The sequence below is a fragment of the Streptomyces sp. col6 genome (genome assembly GCF_008042035.1).
Classification (GTDB): Bacteria; Actinomycetota; Actinomycetes; order Streptomycetales; family Streptomycetaceae; genus Streptomyces.
This window is the reverse complement of sequence record NZ_RDBL01000006.1, coordinates 1,299,388-1,314,145: the sequence shown is the minus strand read 5'-3', so window position 1 is coordinate 1,314,145 and position 14,758 is coordinate 1,299,388. Positions and strand designations below refer to the sequence as shown.

Annotated in this window: 14 protein-coding genes; 6 read left to right on the top strand and 8 right to left on the bottom strand. The window is 72.7% G+C overall.

The features are described 5' to 3' along the window. Positions 1 to 315: 315 nt before the first annotated feature. Both EAO73_RS10020 and EAO73_RS10015 read right to left on the bottom strand, forming a co-directional pair. Complete coding sequence (locus EAO73_RS10020) at positions 316 to 1,404, bottom strand: branched-chain amino acid aminotransferase (RefSeq protein WP_147971027.1); 1,089 nt, start codon at positions 1,402 to 1,404, stop codon at positions 316 to 318. A 229-nt stretch (positions 1,405 to 1,633) separates the two neighbouring features. Continuing rightward, complete coding sequence (locus EAO73_RS10015; RefSeq protein WP_147971026.1) at positions 1,634 to 2,674, bottom strand: 3-isopropylmalate dehydrogenase; 1,041 nt, start codon at positions 2,672 to 2,674, stop codon at positions 1,634 to 1,636. A 129-nt stretch (positions 2,675 to 2,803) separates the two neighbouring features. On the opposite strand from EAO73_RS10015, the gene EAO73_RS10010 reads away from it, so the two are divergent. Next, on the top strand, positions 2,804 to 4,372 hold the full coding sequence (locus EAO73_RS10010; RefSeq protein ID WP_147971025.1) for a purple acid phosphatase family protein: 1,569 nt from the start codon (positions 2,804 to 2,806) through the stop codon (positions 4,370 to 4,372). Positions 4,373 to 4,397: 25 nt separating this feature from the next. On the opposite strand, the gene EAO73_RS37090 is transcribed toward EAO73_RS10010, so the two are convergent. Beyond that, positions 4,398 to 4,529, bottom strand: a complete 132-nt coding sequence (locus EAO73_RS37090; protein WP_018102494.1) for a hypothetical protein — start codon at positions 4,527 to 4,529, stop codon at positions 4,398 to 4,400. A 274-nt stretch (positions 4,530 to 4,803) separates the two neighbouring features. After that, on the bottom strand, positions 4,804 to 5,682 hold the full coding sequence (locus EAO73_RS10005; RefSeq protein ID WP_147971024.1) for a LysR family transcriptional regulator: 879 nt from the start codon (positions 5,680 to 5,682) through the stop codon (positions 4,804 to 4,806). A 102-nt stretch (positions 5,683 to 5,784) separates the two neighbouring features. On the opposite strand from EAO73_RS10005, the gene EAO73_RS10000 reads away from it, so the two are divergent. From EAO73_RS10000 to EAO73_RS09985, 4 genes are all read left to right on the top strand, one after another. Then, positions 5,785 to 6,795 (top strand): NADP-dependent oxidoreductase, encoded by a 1,011-nt coding sequence (locus EAO73_RS10000; protein WP_147971023.1) that lies wholly within the window; start codon positions 5,785 to 5,787, stop codon positions 6,793 to 6,795. A gap of 81 nt (positions 6,796 to 6,876) precedes the next feature. Then, complete coding sequence (locus tag EAO73_RS09995) at positions 6,877 to 7,449, top strand: CDP-alcohol phosphatidyltransferase family protein (protein ID WP_147971022.1); 573 nt, start codon at positions 6,877 to 6,879, stop codon at positions 7,447 to 7,449. Then, entirely contained in the window at positions 7,446 to 8,306 is an 861-nt protein-coding gene (locus EAO73_RS09990) for a phosphatidate cytidylyltransferase (RefSeq protein WP_147971021.1), read from the top strand. The genes EAO73_RS09995 and EAO73_RS09990 overlap by 4 nt, the downstream gene beginning before the upstream one ends. Positions 8,307 to 8,311: 5 nt before the next feature. Continuing rightward, the gene (locus EAO73_RS09985; protein WP_412074584.1) at positions 8,312 to 9,520 is read left to right on the top strand and encodes a lysophospholipid acyltransferase family protein; all 1,209 of its coding nucleotides are present in this window, start codon (positions 8,312 to 8,314) and stop codon (positions 9,518 to 9,520) included. 163 nt (positions 9,521 to 9,683) lie between these two features. Here EAO73_RS09985 and pruA read toward each other — a convergent pair whose 3' ends face one another. Beyond that, positions 9,684 to 11,315, bottom strand: coding sequence for an L-glutamate gamma-semialdehyde dehydrogenase (gene pruA / locus EAO73_RS09980; protein ID WP_147971019.1), 1,632 nt, complete (start codon positions 11,313 to 11,315; stop codon positions 9,684 to 9,686). A gap of 39 nt (positions 11,316 to 11,354) precedes the next feature. After that, positions 11,355 to 12,281 (bottom strand): proline dehydrogenase family protein, encoded by a 927-nt coding sequence (locus EAO73_RS09975; RefSeq protein WP_147971018.1) that lies wholly within the window; start codon positions 12,279 to 12,281, stop codon positions 11,355 to 11,357. 188 nt (positions 12,282 to 12,469) lie between these two features. Here EAO73_RS09975 and EAO73_RS09970 point away from each other — a divergent pair, with 188 nt between their 5' ends. Continuing rightward, entirely contained in the window at positions 12,470 to 13,612 is a 1,143-nt protein-coding gene (locus EAO73_RS09970; RefSeq protein WP_147971017.1) for a PucR family transcriptional regulator, read from the top strand. A 16-nt stretch (positions 13,613 to 13,628) separates the two neighbouring features. Here EAO73_RS09970 and EAO73_RS09965 read toward each other — a convergent pair whose 3' ends face one another. Continuing rightward, entirely contained in the window at positions 13,629 to 14,144 is a 516-nt protein-coding gene (locus EAO73_RS09965) for a hypothetical protein (protein WP_147971016.1), read from the bottom strand. Further along, positions 14,141 to 14,743, bottom strand: a complete 603-nt coding sequence (locus tag EAO73_RS09960) for a TetR/AcrR family transcriptional regulator (protein WP_147971015.1) — start codon at positions 14,741 to 14,743, stop codon at positions 14,141 to 14,143. The genes EAO73_RS09965 and EAO73_RS09960 overlap by 4 nt, the downstream gene beginning before the upstream one ends. Positions 14,744 to 14,758 lie beyond the last annotated feature (15 nt).

The following is a 14,758-nucleotide window of genomic DNA, read 5'->3' as shown; positions in this document are numbered from 1 at the left end:
GCCGGACACGGCCCGGCTCCACTTGCCCCCATCATCCCGCTCGCCTCGTGCACCGGCCGAGGTGAGGGCCGGAAAACGAAAAAACCCCTCGCGGGTGCGAGAGGTCTGCGCGCGGGTCTGGGGCACGGTGGCCGTGCCGTACGTGGTGGTACGGGACGGTCACTGCGGACCGGCGCGCCTGCTGCCAATAATCATGACGAACGAGGACACGGCAGCAGTCTGGCACAGGACCGCCGCCGCGCCCCGCCCCGTCTCAGGATGCGGGCGTACGCAGAGCCCCCGGCGAGAACGCCGGGGGCTCTCCGTACGGGCCGGTTACGCCAGGGAGTGCATCCAGCCGTGTGTGTCCTCGGCGGTGCCGCGCTGGATGTCGAGCAGGCGCTCACGCAGCTTGAGGGTGACCGGGCCGGGGGTGCCGTCGCCCTGGGTCCACTCGCCGCCCGCGCTCTTCACGGTGCCGACGGGGGTGATGACGGCGGCGGTGCCGCAGGCGAAGACCTCGGTGAGGGTGCCGGCGGCGGTGTCGTCGCGCCACTGGCCGATGGAGACGCGGGCCTCCTCGGAGGTGTAGCCGAGGTCGCCGGCCAGCTTGAGGAGCGAGTCACGGGTGATGCCCGCGAGCAGGGAGCCGGTGAGGGTCGGGGTGACGATCCGGTCCCCGTACACGAAGTAGAGGTTCATCCCGCCCAGCTCCTCCACCCACGTGTGCTCGACGGCGTCGAGGTAGGCGACCTGATCGCAGCCCTTGGCGGCGGCCTCGGCCTGGGCGAGGAGGGAGGCGGCGTAGTTGCCGCCGGTCTTGGCGTCGCCCATGCCGCCGGGGACGGCGCGCACCCGGTCCTCGGACAGCCAGATCGAGACGGGCTTCACGCCACCGGGGAAGTAGGCGCCGGCGGGCGAGGCGATGACGAGGAAGAGGTACTCGTTGGCCGGCCGCACACCGAGGCCGACCTCGGTCGCGATCATGAAGGGGCGCAGGTAGAGGGACTCCTCGCCGCCGTGCGCCGGGACCCAGGCGGCGTCCTGCTGGACGAGCGCGTCACAGGCCGCGACGAAGGTCTCGACGGGCAGCTCCGGCATGGCGAGGCGGCGGGCGGAGGACCGGAAGCGCTCGCCGTTGGCCTCGGGGCGGAAGGTGGCGACCGAGCCGTCGGGCTGGCGGTAGGCCTTGAGCCCCTCGAAGATCTCCTGGCCGTAGTGCAGCGTCATGTTGGCGGGGTCGATCGACAGCGGCGCGTAGGGGACGAGCTGGGCGTCGTGCCAGCCGCGGCCCTCGGTCCACTTGATCGTCACCATGTGGTCGGTGAAGTAGCGGCCGAATCCGGGCTTGGCCAGGATCGCCTCGCGCTCCGCGTCGGACAGCGGGTGCGAGGAGGGCTTGAGCTCGATCGTGGGCGTCGTCATGAGTGCGTGTCCTTCACCGTTTTGTGTGTGTAGGACCGCGTGCACGCCTTCAGGTGCTAGGACGTCCGAGCTTCACTGCGAGACACGGTCCCGTTCGATTATCGCTCGAAGGGGGCCGTGCACGAAATGGCGTGAATGCGGTCCAGGGTTCGATGGTGACACCCGGGGCCGCACAGGAGAAGCCGCCGGGTGCGTCTGCGACCCGGCGGCTTCTGTGGGAGTCGTCGGATCAGCCCGCTACGCGTACCGCGAGCGCGTCGCCGATCGCGTCGGTGCTACGGGCCGTCCCGTCGCGCTCCGCGAGGTCGGCGGAGACGGCGTCCTCGATGCGCACGGCCTCGGCCTCGTAGCCGAGGTGGCGCAGCAGGAGGGCGACGGAGAGGATCGTGGCGGTCGGGTCGGCCTTGCCCTGCCCCGCGATGTCGGGGGCGGAGCCGTGGACCGGCTCGAACATCGACGGGAAGGCACCCGTCGGGTTGATGTTGCCGGAGGCGGCCAGGCCGATGCCGCCGGAGACGGCCGCGGCGAGGTCGGTCAGGATGTCGCCGAAGAGGTTGTCGGTGACGATGACGTCGAAGCGCTCCGGCTGCGTGACGAAGAAGATCGTCGCGGCGTCGACGTGCAGGTAGTCGGTGGTGACCTGGGGGTACTCGGCCGCGACCTTGTCGAAGGTGTTCTTCCACAGGTGGCCCGCGTACACGAGGACGTTGTTCTTGTGGACCAGCGTCAGCTTCTTGCGCGGACGGGCGGCGGCGCGCTCGAAGGCGTCCCGGACGACCCGCTCGACACCGAAGGCGGTGTTGAGGCTGACCTCGGTGGCGACCTCGTGCTCCGTGCCGGTGCGCAGCGAGCCGCCGTTGCCGGTGTACGGGCCCTCGGTGCCCTCGCGGACGACGACGAAGTCGATGTCCGGACGGCCGGCCAGCGGGGTGTCCGTGTTCGGGAAGAGCTTCGACGGCCGCAGGTTGATGAAGTGGTCGAAGGCGAAGCGCAGCTTCAGCAGCAGCCCGCGCTCCAGGACGCCGGAGGGCACGGACGGGTCACCGATCGCGCCGAGCAGGATGGCGTCGTGGCCCTTGAGGGCTTCGAGCTCCGCGTCGGGGAGGGTTTCGCCGGTACGGTGCCAGCGCCGGGCGCCAAGGTCGTACTCCTTGGTCTCCAGCTTCACATCCTGCGGGAGAACAGCGTTGAGGACCTTGAGGCCCTGGGCCACGACCTCCTGGCCGATACCGTCACCGGGGATCACTGCGAGATTGATGCTGCGAGACATGGTGGCACCCTACTGCTCGTCCCACCCCATGACACGTCACGTCCATCATACGGACACATGGGCAGCTGTACGTGTACCGTTCACCTATTCGACGGAAGGGCGTCAGCCGCGCGGTGGAGGTTGTCGCCCATGGACATCCCCCGTTTCGGCATCCCCGAGAAACTCGCCGACCGCATGAGCATGGCCGAGCAGCACGACTACCTCCGCACCCGGCTCACCCGCCGCGGGGCGCTGCGCACCGGCGCGGCGACCGCCGCCGTGGTCGGCACCGGGATCGGCCTCGCCTCCTCCTCCCCCGCGTACGCGGCCCCCACCGTACTCACCTCGCACAGCACCACCCGGGTCGACGGCGCGCTGGTCGCCCCGTTCGGCCGGCACCTGGCGTACGGGGCGGACCCGAAGACGCAGATGGCGGTCTCCTGGCAGGTGCCGTTCGCGGTGCGCCGCCCGTACATCCGGATCGGCCTCAAGCCGTGGGCGCTCAGCCGGAAGATCGACGCGGAGGTACGCCACCTGACGACGCCGCAGCTGAACAACGGCAAGATCGCGGCGGCCGAGCAGTTCTACGTACACGCGTCCCTGGAGCGGCTGCGGCCCGGCACGACGTACTACTACGGCGTCGGCCACGACGGCTTCGACCCGGCCGACTCGCGCAACCTGGGCACGCTCGGCACCTTCACCACCGCGCCCGCGCGCGCCGAGAACTTCACCTTCACCGCCTTCGGCGACCAGGGCGTCAGCTACCACGCGCTCGGGAACGACCAGCTGATCCTCGGCCAGAACCCGGCCTTCCACCTGCACGCCGGCGACATCTGCTACGCGGACCCGTCGGGCTCCGGGCAGACCACCGACACCTATGACGCGCGCACCTGGGACCAGTTCCTGGCGCAGACGGAGACGGTCTCCAAGACCGTGCCGTGGATGGTGACGACCGGCAACCACGACATGGAGGCCTGGTACTCGCCGGACGGCTACGGCGGCCAGAACGCGCGCTGGACCCTGCCGGACAACGGGCCGGACCCGGTCAACCAGCCCGGGGCGTACTCCTTCGTGCACGGCAACGTGGGCGTGATCGCGCTGGACGCCAACGACGTCAGCTACGAGATCCCCGCCAACTTCGGCATCAGCGGCGGCCGGCAGACCCGCTGGCTGGACCGGCGCCTGGGCGAGCTGCGGGCCCGCCGGGACGTCGACTTCCTGGTGGTCTTCTTCCACCACTGCGCCTTCTCCACGACGAACGCCCACGCCTCGGACGGCGGGGTGCGCGACGCCTGGGTGCCGCTCTTCGAGAAGCACCAGGTGGACCTGGTCATCAACGGGCACAACCACGTCTACGAGCGCACCGACGCGATCCTCAAGAACGCGGTCAAGCGCCCGGTGCCCATCGGCGAGCGCACCGACCCCCGGCGCGACGGCATCGTCTACGTCACGGCGGGCGGCGCGGGCAAGGCGCTCTACGACTTCCCGGTGCCCGACAGCTACGAGGGGCACGTCGCGGACCTGGAGAGCGTGAACACGTACCACGTGGCCAAGGGCGGCACGAAGGCCACCGAGACCGTGGAGTGGTCGCGGGTGCGCTACACCGGCTTCTCGTTCCTCGCGGTGGAGGTGGAGGCCGGGCGGCACGCCCGGATGAAGGTCACCGCGCTCGCCGAGTCGGGTGAGCGCATCGACCACTTCGAGATCAGCCGCGGCTGAGCGGCCGGCCGAAGGACGGCCCGGTTCAGTGACCGGTGGAGCCGCCGTTGTCCCTGCGGTCGAGCGCGCGCTGCAGGGCGGCGGCGGCAGCCTGCCGCTCCGACTCGGTCGGGCGGTGGGCGTGACGGACACGGCGGCGGGTGGTGGTCTCGGCCATGGTGGATCGACTCCTTGAGATCGCGAGGATTTCGAGATCGAACAGCGTGAAGTGATGTCGAGATCGGTGATTTCGAGGCGCCGGAAGGGGCGGGGAACGGGCGCCGCAGGGGTTGCCTGCGCAAGGGCGCGCGCTCTCGACCGCCAGTCGCTTGATCTAGCGAGACGTTCGGCTTCTACAAAGCTAGAACAGCGGAGCCGGTCTGTCTCCACAATTACTCGGACTTCCTACTATCTGAGACGGAGGTTTACGGCGGCCCACCCACCGCTCACTCTCAGCTCGCTCTCAGTTCCCTGATCAGGGCCCGCACCGCGGCGGATCGTGCCAGCTCAGGGGTGGTGACATAGCCCACGGAGCGGGTCGGGCGCTCCGGACCGAGCCCGGTGACCGCCACCGTCTCCGGCGCTCCACGGAGGGACAGTCCGGGCATGATCGCCATCCCGAGACCGGCGGACACCATCGAGAGCACCGCTCCGTCGTCCTCGGCCTCCACGGTCGCCCGCGGGATCCAGTCCTGCGCCGCCCACCACTGCCGGGTGTACGAGGTGCAGTTCTCGGCCCAGTCCAGCAGCGGGAGCGTCCGGGGCGCCGGATGGCCGGCCGGGTGCACGAGGGCGTACTCCTCCTCCCGCAGCACTCCCCCGACCAGTTGGTCCGGTACCGGCGAGGACTCTCCCATGGTCGCGATGCCCACATCGGCGCGCCCGTCCAGGACCTCGCCCGCCGTGCCCCGCCCCAGTTCGCGCACCACCCGCACCACCGGCTCGATTTCCGGGTGGCGGGCCCGCAGCCGCTCCAGCGCGGGCGGCAGCAGATGCAGGGCGGCGCTGCGGAAGGCCGCGATCCGCAGCGGCCCGGCCGGTACGGCGCCCGCCTCGGGCCCGGCCGCCGCCGCCCGCGCCTCGGCGCCCATCAGCTCCAGCAGCCGCAGCACGCGCCGGGCGTACCCGAGGGCGCTCGTGCCGGCCGCGGTGGGCGTGGCACCCTTGCGGCCGCGCTCGAAGAGCACCGCACCGATCCTGCGCTCGGTGGTACGGATCGCGTGGGAGACCGCCGACTGCGTCATGTCCAGGGCCATGGCGGCGCCGGAGAAGCTGCCCGCGCTCTCGACGGCGAGCAGGACGCGCAGCTCGTTCGGGGACAGGTCGGCCATCGTGCGGGTTCCTCTCGTTCCATGAACGCCGTTCATGGAAACGGCCTTTCCATCGACGCAACCACCTGCCCGGCCGGAAACTTCCTTCCTACGGTCGCTGCCATGACGACGACACGCACCGCCCGCGCCTTCCACCTCAGCGCCCGCCCGACGGGCTTCCCCACGCCCGGTCTCTTCACCCTCACCGAGTCCCCGGTGCCCGACCCCGCCCCCGGACAGGCCCTGGTGGAGAACCTCTACCTCTCCGTGGACCCGTACCACCGCGAGGAGATGGACAGCGGCTGGGAGCTGGGCGCCCCGCTGGAGGGCCGCGCCGTGGGCCGGGTCACCGCCTCCCGCGACCCGGGCCTCGCCGAGGGCGACCTCGTCTTCCACCGGCAGGGCTGGCGCACCCACGCCCTGGTCACCGCCGGCACCGACGGCACGCGCCGGCTCCCGTCGTACGAGGGGGTGCCGCTCACCGCCCACCTCTCGATCCTCGGCGGCACCGGCCTCACCGCCTACGCGGCCCTGACCCGCGTACTGGAACTCCGCCCCGGCCAGGACCTCTTCGTCTCCGCCGCCGCGGGCGGGGTGGGCACGGCGGTGGGACGGATCGCCCGGCTGCTCGGCGCCGGCCGGATCATCGGCAGCGCGGGCTCGGCCGCGAAGGTCACCCGGCTCACGGAGGAGCTCGGCTTCGACGCGGCGTTCGACTACCACGACGGGCCGGTCGCCGACCTGCTGGCGAAGGCCGCGCCGGACGGGATCGACGCGGCCGTCGACAACGTGGGCGGCGACCATCTGGAGGGTGTGATCGCGGCGATGCGCGATTTCGGCCGGATCGCCTGGGTCGGCGCCATCGCCCAGTACCACTCGGCCCACACCCCGCCGCCGGCCCCGCGCAACCTGTTCGACGTGGTCGGCAGGAGCCTGCGCCTCGAAGGCGTGCTGGTGCGCAACCACCTCGACGCGCAGGCCGAGTTGGAGGAGCTGCTCGTACCGCACCTGCGCAGCGGCGCCATCGCCCCGGACGTCACGGTCGTGGACGGCTTCGAGCGGACCGTGGACGGCTTCCTGGGCATGCTGCGCGGCGAGAACACCGGAAAGATGCTGATCCGCACGGGCGCGTAGGGCCGGACCGCCCACGTACTCAGGCGTACTTGAGTACCCGACCCGTGTCGAAAGAACGTGCGTCGGGCGAGAGTTGCAGCCATGAACGGCCTCTACGCTCTCAAGCCCTGGTACGCGGACCGGCTCTCCGGCGTCCGCGCCTCGCTGGTCCGCCGTGAGGTGTCGCCCGACACCCTCACCGCCGCCGGGGTGGCCGCCGCGGCCGGTGCCGCCGCCTCCCTGGCCTGGCTGCCCGCCCCGGCCGCCGCCCTGCCGGTCGCCGTCCTGCTGGCGGCGCGGCTCGCCTTCGCCAACCTGGACGGGGCGCTGGCCCGCGACACCGGCCGCACCACCCGGCGCGGCGCGGTCCTCAACGAGCTGGGCGACCGGGTCGCCGACCTGGTCGTGCTCGCCGGCTTCCTGACGCTCGCCCCGCTCTGGCTGGTGGCGCTGGCCGGTCTCGCGGCCACGCTGCCCTCCTGGGTGTCGCTGGCCGGGGCCGCCGCCGGGGCGTCCCGCCGCAACGGGGGCCCGGTCGGCAAGACCGAGCGCTGCCTGCTGGTGGTGGTCGCCGCCGCGAGCGGCTGGGCCGTCCCGGTGCTGGCCGTGATCGCGGCCGGTTCGCTGCTCACCGCCCTGCTCCGGCTGGCCGGCCTGTGGCGGGAGCTGGCATGAGCGCCGTACTGATCGCCGAGGAGGCGGCCGTCCGCGCGGTGCCGCTGGTCGCGGGCGTGCTGGGCGCGGGCGGGGTCGCCGTCGCGGTCCTGCCGGCGAAGGTCCGGATGCGCGCCGAACTGCGCAGGCGGTGGCGGACCTGGGCCCTGGTCGCGCCGGTCTTCCTGGGGGCGTACTTCCTGGGCGGCGGCGGCACGTACGCGCTGGCCGCCGGGCTGGGCGTGGTCGCGGCCGGCGAGTACGCCCGGATGGCGGGGCTGCGCCGGGGCGACCTGGCCGTCCTCGCGGCGGCGTCGGCCGCCCTCCCGGCGCTGGCCTGGCTCGCCCCGCACGTGCTGGATCTGCGGGCGGCGGCCCTGCTGCTCGTCGCGGCGGCGCTCCCCTCCGTGCTGGGCGGCGACGACCGCACGGGCTTCACCCGCACCGCCCGCACCGCCTTCGGGCTGCTGTGGATCCCGGTCGCGCTGACCGGCCTGGTGACGCTCGGCGACACGGCGGTCGCGGTGGGACTGGCGGTGGCGCTCGGCGATGTCGGCGCCTGGTGCGGCGGTACGGCGCTGGGCCGGCGCGGTCCGCTGGCCCGGCCGCTCTCGCCGCTCTCCCCGAACAAGACGTGGGCCGGTGTGCTGGGCGCGGCAGCCGCCACCGCTGCCCTGCTGTGCGTGCTCGGCGCGTTCAGCCCGCTCCTGTGGGCGGCGGTCGTCGGCGGCTGCGTGCTCGGCGACCTCGTCGAGTCGATGGTCAAGCGCGAGTCCGGCGTGAAGGACGCGGGCAGCTGGCTGCCCGGCTTCGGCGGCCTGCTCGACCGGATCGACTCCCTGCTCGTGGCCCTTCTCCTCGCGATGGTGATGACGTGACACCCCTGGGAAGCACTCTCGTACGCACCCCCGGTCACCGGGTCCTCCCGGTCCGCTCCCGGGTCGCCTCCGCGCTGCGGCGCGGCCTGTGGTGGGGCGTGCTCAGCCTCACGGGCGGGGTCGAGCGGCGCGGCCGGCTGCCGCGCGGCGGCTGTGTGGTCGTCGCCAACCACAGCTCGCACGCGGACACGGCGGCCCTCCTGGCCGCGCTCGACGCCCGGCACGGCCCGGCGATCGGGGCGGCGGCCGACTACTGGTTCGCGTCCCCGTGGCGGCGCCGGATCTGCCGCAGGCTGGCGGCCGGCTTCCCGGTGCGGCGGGCGGGCGGCGGGATGGCGGACTTGCTCTCGATGACGGGCGAGCTGCGCGAGGGCCGGGCGGTCGTGCTCTTCCCGGAGGGCACCCGGGCCGAGGACGGCACCCTCGGCTCCTTCCACCGGGGCGCGCTGGTCCTGGCCGAGGAGGCGGGCGTCCCGGTCGTGCCGGTGGGGATCGCGGGCACGGACCGGCTGCTGCCCAAGCACGGCCGGCTGCGCTCGTCCCTGGTCCGCGTGACGATCGGTGAGCCGCTGCCCTCCGGGGTCTCCCCCGAGGCGGCCCGGGACGCGGTCCGCGCGCTGCACGACCGTACGGCCGCCGAGCCGCTGCGGGACTCTGCGGTGCGCAGGCGGGTGGCCTCCGTCGTCACCTCGCGCCTGGGGCTGCCGCTGGCCTTCTGCTGGGCGTTCGCGGAGGCGCTGAGCTGGCCGCTGATGCCGGAGCTGCTGCTCGGGGCGGTGTGCGTGGCGGTGCCGCGCGCGGCGCTGAAGATGTCGCTGGGGGCGCTGGCCGGCAGCCTGGCCGGCGGACTGCTCGCCCTGCACCTGGCGGCGGCGGGCGTGCACCTGCCGGCCCCGCTGACCACGGACCGGATGCGGGCGGAGGTCCGCGCGGAGCTGGTGGTGGAGGGCGCGTCGGCCGTACGCCACCAGCCGTGGAACGGCGTTCCGTTCAAGGTGTACGGCGCGGAGGCGGGCCGGGCCTCGGTGCCCGCGGCGGACTGGCTGGCCGCGTCGGCGGCGGCCCGGGGCTCGCGGACGCTGACGGTGGGGCTCGCGTTCGCCGCGTTCGGCCTGCTGCTGCGCCGCCACCGCCGGCTGTACGGGCGCTACCTGGCGCTGCTGGGCGCCGGCTTCGCGGCGGGGCTGGCGCTGATCGTGCACGGGTGGAGCTGAGCCCCGTATGGAAACCGCCCCCCGTCCGGCAGGGGAACCGGACGGGGGGCGGTTTCCATACGGGGCTCAGCTCCACCCGAGGAGACCCTGGTCCCGCCGACCGAGTACACCTACCCCCACCAGGGCTGACGCCCTCCGGGGCGCCGGGGCGCCCCGGAGGGCGTCAGCCCTGGTGGGGGTAGGTGTACTCGGTCGGCGGGACCAGGGTCTCCTTGATGGCCCGGGTGAGGGTCCAGCGCTGGAGGTTCTGCGGGGCGCCCGCCTTGTCGTTCGTACCCGAGGCGCGGCCGCCGCCGAAGGGCTGCTGGCCGACGACGGCACCGGTCGACTTGTCGTTGATGTAGAAGTTGCCCGCGGCGTACCGCAGCTTCTCCATCGTGTACGCGGCAGCCGCGCGGTCGTTGGCGATGACGGAACCGGTCAGGGCGTAGTCGGAGACCGACTCCATCTGCTCCAGCATCGCGTCGTACTGCTCGTCCTCGTAGACGTGGACGGCGAGGATCGGGCCGAAGTACTCGGTCGTGAAGACCTCGTTCTCGGGATCGGTGCACTCGATGACGGTCGGGCGGACGAAGTAGCCCACCGAGTCGTCGTAGGTGCCGCCCGCGACGATCGTGCACGCCGGGTCGGCGGCGGCGCGGTCGATGGCGGCCTTGTTCTTCGCGAACGAGCGGTCGTCGATGACGGCGCCCATGAAGTGCGACAGGTCGGTGACGTCACCCATGGTGATCGAGTCGACCTCGGCCGCGAACGCCTCCTTGAAGCCGGCGTTCCAGATCGAGGCCGGGATGTAGGCGCGCGAGGTCGCCGAGCACTTCTGGCCCTGGTACTCGAAGGAGCCGCGGGTCAGCGCGGTCTTCAGGATCGCGGGGTCGGCCGACGGGTGGGCGACGACGAAGTCCTTGCCACCGGTCTCGCCGACGAGCCGCGGGTAGGTGCGGTAGTTGGCGATGTTGTTGCCGACCGTCTTCCACAGGTGCTGGAAGGTCGGGGTCGAGCCGGTGAAGTGGATGCCGGCCAGGTCGCGGTGGTTCAGGGCCACCTCGGAGACGGCGATGCCGTCGCCGGTCACCAGGTTGATGACGCCCTTGGGCAGGCCGGCCTCCTCCAGGAGCTGCATCAGCAGCACGGCGGCGTGGGTCTGCGTCGGGGACGGCTTCCACACGACGACGTTGCCCATGAGGGCGGGCGCGGTCGGGAGGTTGGCGGCGATGGCCGAGAAGTTGAACGGCGTGATCGCGTAGACGAAGCCCTCCAGCGGGCGGTGGTCCATGCGGTTCCACACGCCCGGGGAGTTGGCCGGGGGCTGCTCGGCGAGGATCTGGCGCGCGTAGTGCACGTTGAAGCGCCAGAAGTCGACCAGCTCGCAGGGACAGTCGATCTCGGCCTGCTGGGCGGTCTTGCCCTGGCCGAGCATCGTGGAGGCGGCCAGCGTCTCGCGCCACGGGCCGGAGAGCAGCTCGGCGGCGCGCAGGATGATCGCGGCGCGGTCGTCGAAGGACATCGCGCGCCAGGCCGGGGCGGCGGCCAGGGCGGCGTCGATCGCGTCCTGGGCGTCCTGCTCGGTGGCGCCGGCGAAGGTGCCGAGGACGGCCTTGTGGTTGTGGGGCTGCACGACGTCGACGCGCTCGCCGCCACCCATCCTCTTCTCGCCGCCGATGGTCATCGGCAGGTCCACCGGGTTCTGGCTGAGCTCCTTGAGCTTGGCCTCCAGGCGGGCGCGCTCCGGGGAGCCCGGGGCGTAGGAGTGGACCGGCTCGTTGACCGGCGCGGGGACCTGGGTCACAGCGTCCATGGTGTCCTGTGCTCCTTCAAGTTGAGGGGGTGGAGGGGTTCAGCCCTTGGTGAGGACGGAGCGGCCGAAGAACAGCAGGTTGGCCGGCTTCTCGGCGAGGCGGCGCATGAAGTACCCGTACCAGTCGGTGCCGTACGCGGTGTAGACACGCATGCGGTGGCCCTCGGCCGCGAGCCGGATGTGCTCGTCGCTGCGGATGCCGTACAGCATCTGGAACTCGTACTCGTCGAGCTTGCGGCCGGCCTTGCGGCCCAGCTCCTGGGCGATGGCGATCAGGCGGGGGTCGTGGGACCCGATCATCGGGTAGCCCTCGCCCTCCATCAGGGTCCTCAGGATGTGGACGTACGCCTTGTCGGTCTCGGCCTTGTCCTGGTACGCGACGGAGGCGGGCTCCTTGTAGGCGCCCTTCACGATGCGCACGCGGCTGCCGGCGGCGGCGAGGCGGCGGGCGTCCTCCTCGGTGCGGAACAGGTACGCCTGGATGACGCACCCGGTCTGCGGGAAGTCCTTCCGCAGCTCCTCGTGGATGGCGAACATCGAGTCGAGGGTGGTGTGGTCCTCGGCGTCCAGGGTGACCGTGGTGCCGATCGCGGCGGCGGCCTCGACGACCGGGCGCACATTGGCGAGGGCCAGCTCGTGGCCGCCCTCCAGGGACTGGCCGAACATCGAGAGCTTGACGGACATCTCCGCCCGGGTGCCCAGGCCGAGGTCCTTCAGCCGGCCGATGAGCTCCAGGTAGGCGTCGCGCGCGGCGGCGGCCTGCTCGGGCGTGGTGATGTCCTCGCCGACGACGTCGAGGGTGACTTCGAGGCCCTTGCCGGTGGCGTCCTCGATGACCGGGACGACCTGGTCGACCGTCTCACCGGCGATGAAGCGGTCGACGACCTGCTTGGTGCCGGGCGCGGCCGAGATGAACCGGCGCATCCTGTCGCTGCGCGACGCGGCGAGAATCACGGGACCCAGCACGGGGCACCTCCACGGAAAGTACGAACGAATCCACACTGCCGTATATGCCGTGTAACGAACATAAGCGGTACAGCACGGAGAACCACCGTGAAATCTAGGGATCCCGCCCGTCGCCTGCCATCGACAGCTGCCACACATCCGTGGACCGGATCTCAGACATATGTCTGAAGCGATGCGAGAATGGCCGGGTGAAGGGCGATTACCAGGAGCTGGTCGACGAGATCTCCGCGCTGCTCGGCGTTCCCGCGACGCTGGAGAACCGGGACTTCGGCCTGGTCGCCTTCGGGGCCCACGACAGCGACGACACCACGGCGATGGACCCGGTCCGCACCCGGTCGATCCTGACCCGCCGCTCCACCCCGGCGGTCCGCGCCTGGTTCGAGAACTTCGGCATCACCCGCGCCACCGGCCCCGTCCGCATCCCCGCCGCCCCCGAGGCCGGAGTCTTCCGCGACCGCATCTGCCTGCCGGTACGCCATCGGGGTGTCGTGCTCGGTTACGTATGGCTGCTGGACGCCGATCCCGGGCCGACCGACCGGCAGCTCGACGCGGCGATGGACGTGGCCGCCCGGATCGGCGCTCTGCTCGCCGACGAGGCGCGGGCGGGCACCGATCTGTCCCGGGAGTTCGGCGCGGTCCTGGCCGCCGGGCGCGGCTGGCAGCGGGACATGGCGGTGGCCGCGCTCGCCGAGGCGCTGGGCCCGGACGCGGAGGGGCTGCACACCGTGGTGTGCGTGACCCCCTGGACCGACGGCGCGCCCGCCGTGCGCACGGTCCCCTCGGCGGCGGCGCTGACCGGGGCCGTGCCGCCGGGCCGGTCCGGGCCGCCGTCGCTGGCGGCGCTGATCCGGCTGCGGTCGCCCGAGGTCCTGGACCCGGCGCTGACCGCCGCCGACCGGCTGCGCACGACCGCCGGGGCCTCGGCCACCGCCGGCCTCGCGGTCCCGCGCCGGGGCCTGGCGGAGCTGGCCGATGCCTGGCACGAGGCGTCGGCGGCGGCCAGGGCCGCGGCGGCGGAGACCCGGTACGGCCCGGTCGCGGACTGGTCCTCGATCGGCCCGTACCGGACGCTGACGGCGCTCGCCCCGGACGCCCCGCCGGAGCCGGCGGTGCGCCTTCTGCTGACCCCGGTGCAACGGGAGCTCGCCCGCACCGCCGAGGTGTTCCTGGACTGCGCGGGACAGGCGTCCCGGACCGCCGCCGAGCTGGGCATCCACCGCCAGACGCTGTACTACCGCCTCTCCCGCGTCCAGCAGCTCACCGGCCTCGACCTGAACGACGGCGAGGACCGGCTGCTGCTGCACATGGCCCTGAAGGCGGCCCGGCTCTGAGGCCGGCGGTCCCGCGCTACATCCAGGAGGGCGGGGGCGGGGCGGTGATCGGGCGGTCGCTGACCACGGCGGCCATGACCATCGGCGCGTCGTCGTCGCTGTGGCCCACGCTCACCCCGATCCAGCGGTCCTGTCCGGGCAGCGGCCCCCAGACCGCGAGGTCGCCGTAGCAGTCCTCGTCGAGCAGGGCGTCGAAGAGCGGCGGCACCGGGGTGCCCTCCTGCCTCAGCAGCAGCGCGACATGGACGGCGACGCGGTGGTGCGGGCCCCAGCGCTTCTCCAGTTCCGCGACGACGGCGTCGAGGCGGGCCTCTGCCGCCTCCTCGGCCTCGTCGGGATCGCCCTCGTCGTCCCCGGACTCCCAGAGCGGGACGGCCCGGAAGCCCCCGCCGGTGCTCGACCGCCACTCCCCGGTGACCGGGTCGCCCTCGGCCACCACCGGACCGGCGGCCGGGAGCGGGGCGGCGAGCAGCGCCTCGACATCGGCGACGGCGCGCCCGGGGTCGAAGGATTCACCGGCCCGCGCGGTCATCGCGCGCACCCGCCCGTCGGCGTCCGCCCCTCCAGGACCACCTTGAGCCCGTCCGTCAGGTCCTGCGCGGACGGCGCCGAGTCACTGTCCATCAGCCACTGGACCATGACCCCGGCGAGCAGCGCCTGGCAGAAGAGTCCGGCCACCCGGGCCCGCTCGGGGTCGGTCTCGGGGTCGACGCCCATCATGGTCTCGGCGAGCCCGTTGCGTCCCTCGCGCTGCGGGCCGATGAGCGCCTTCTGCAGCTCGGGGTCGGAGTCGATCCGGGAGATGACCTCCATCTGGAGCTGCCAGACCGCCCGGCTGTGTTCGAAGCTTCCGATCACCCGCTCCCAGGTCTCCCGGAACTGGTCGAGCGGCGCGGCCGGGACCTCCGCCTCCTGCTCGGCCTCGCCCTCCTCGGCCAGGATGTCGCCCCACTCCTCGGTCACCTTCAGGAACGCGAGGTTGAGCAGCGCTTCCTTGGAGCCGTAGTGGTAGCCGATGGAGGCGAGGTTCGTGCCCGACGCGGCCACGATGTCGCGCGCCGTGGTGCGCGCGTACCCCTTCTCCAGCAGGCAGCGCTTGGCGCCTTCGAGCAGATCCTCACGATGTCCCATGACAGCAGCGTACCC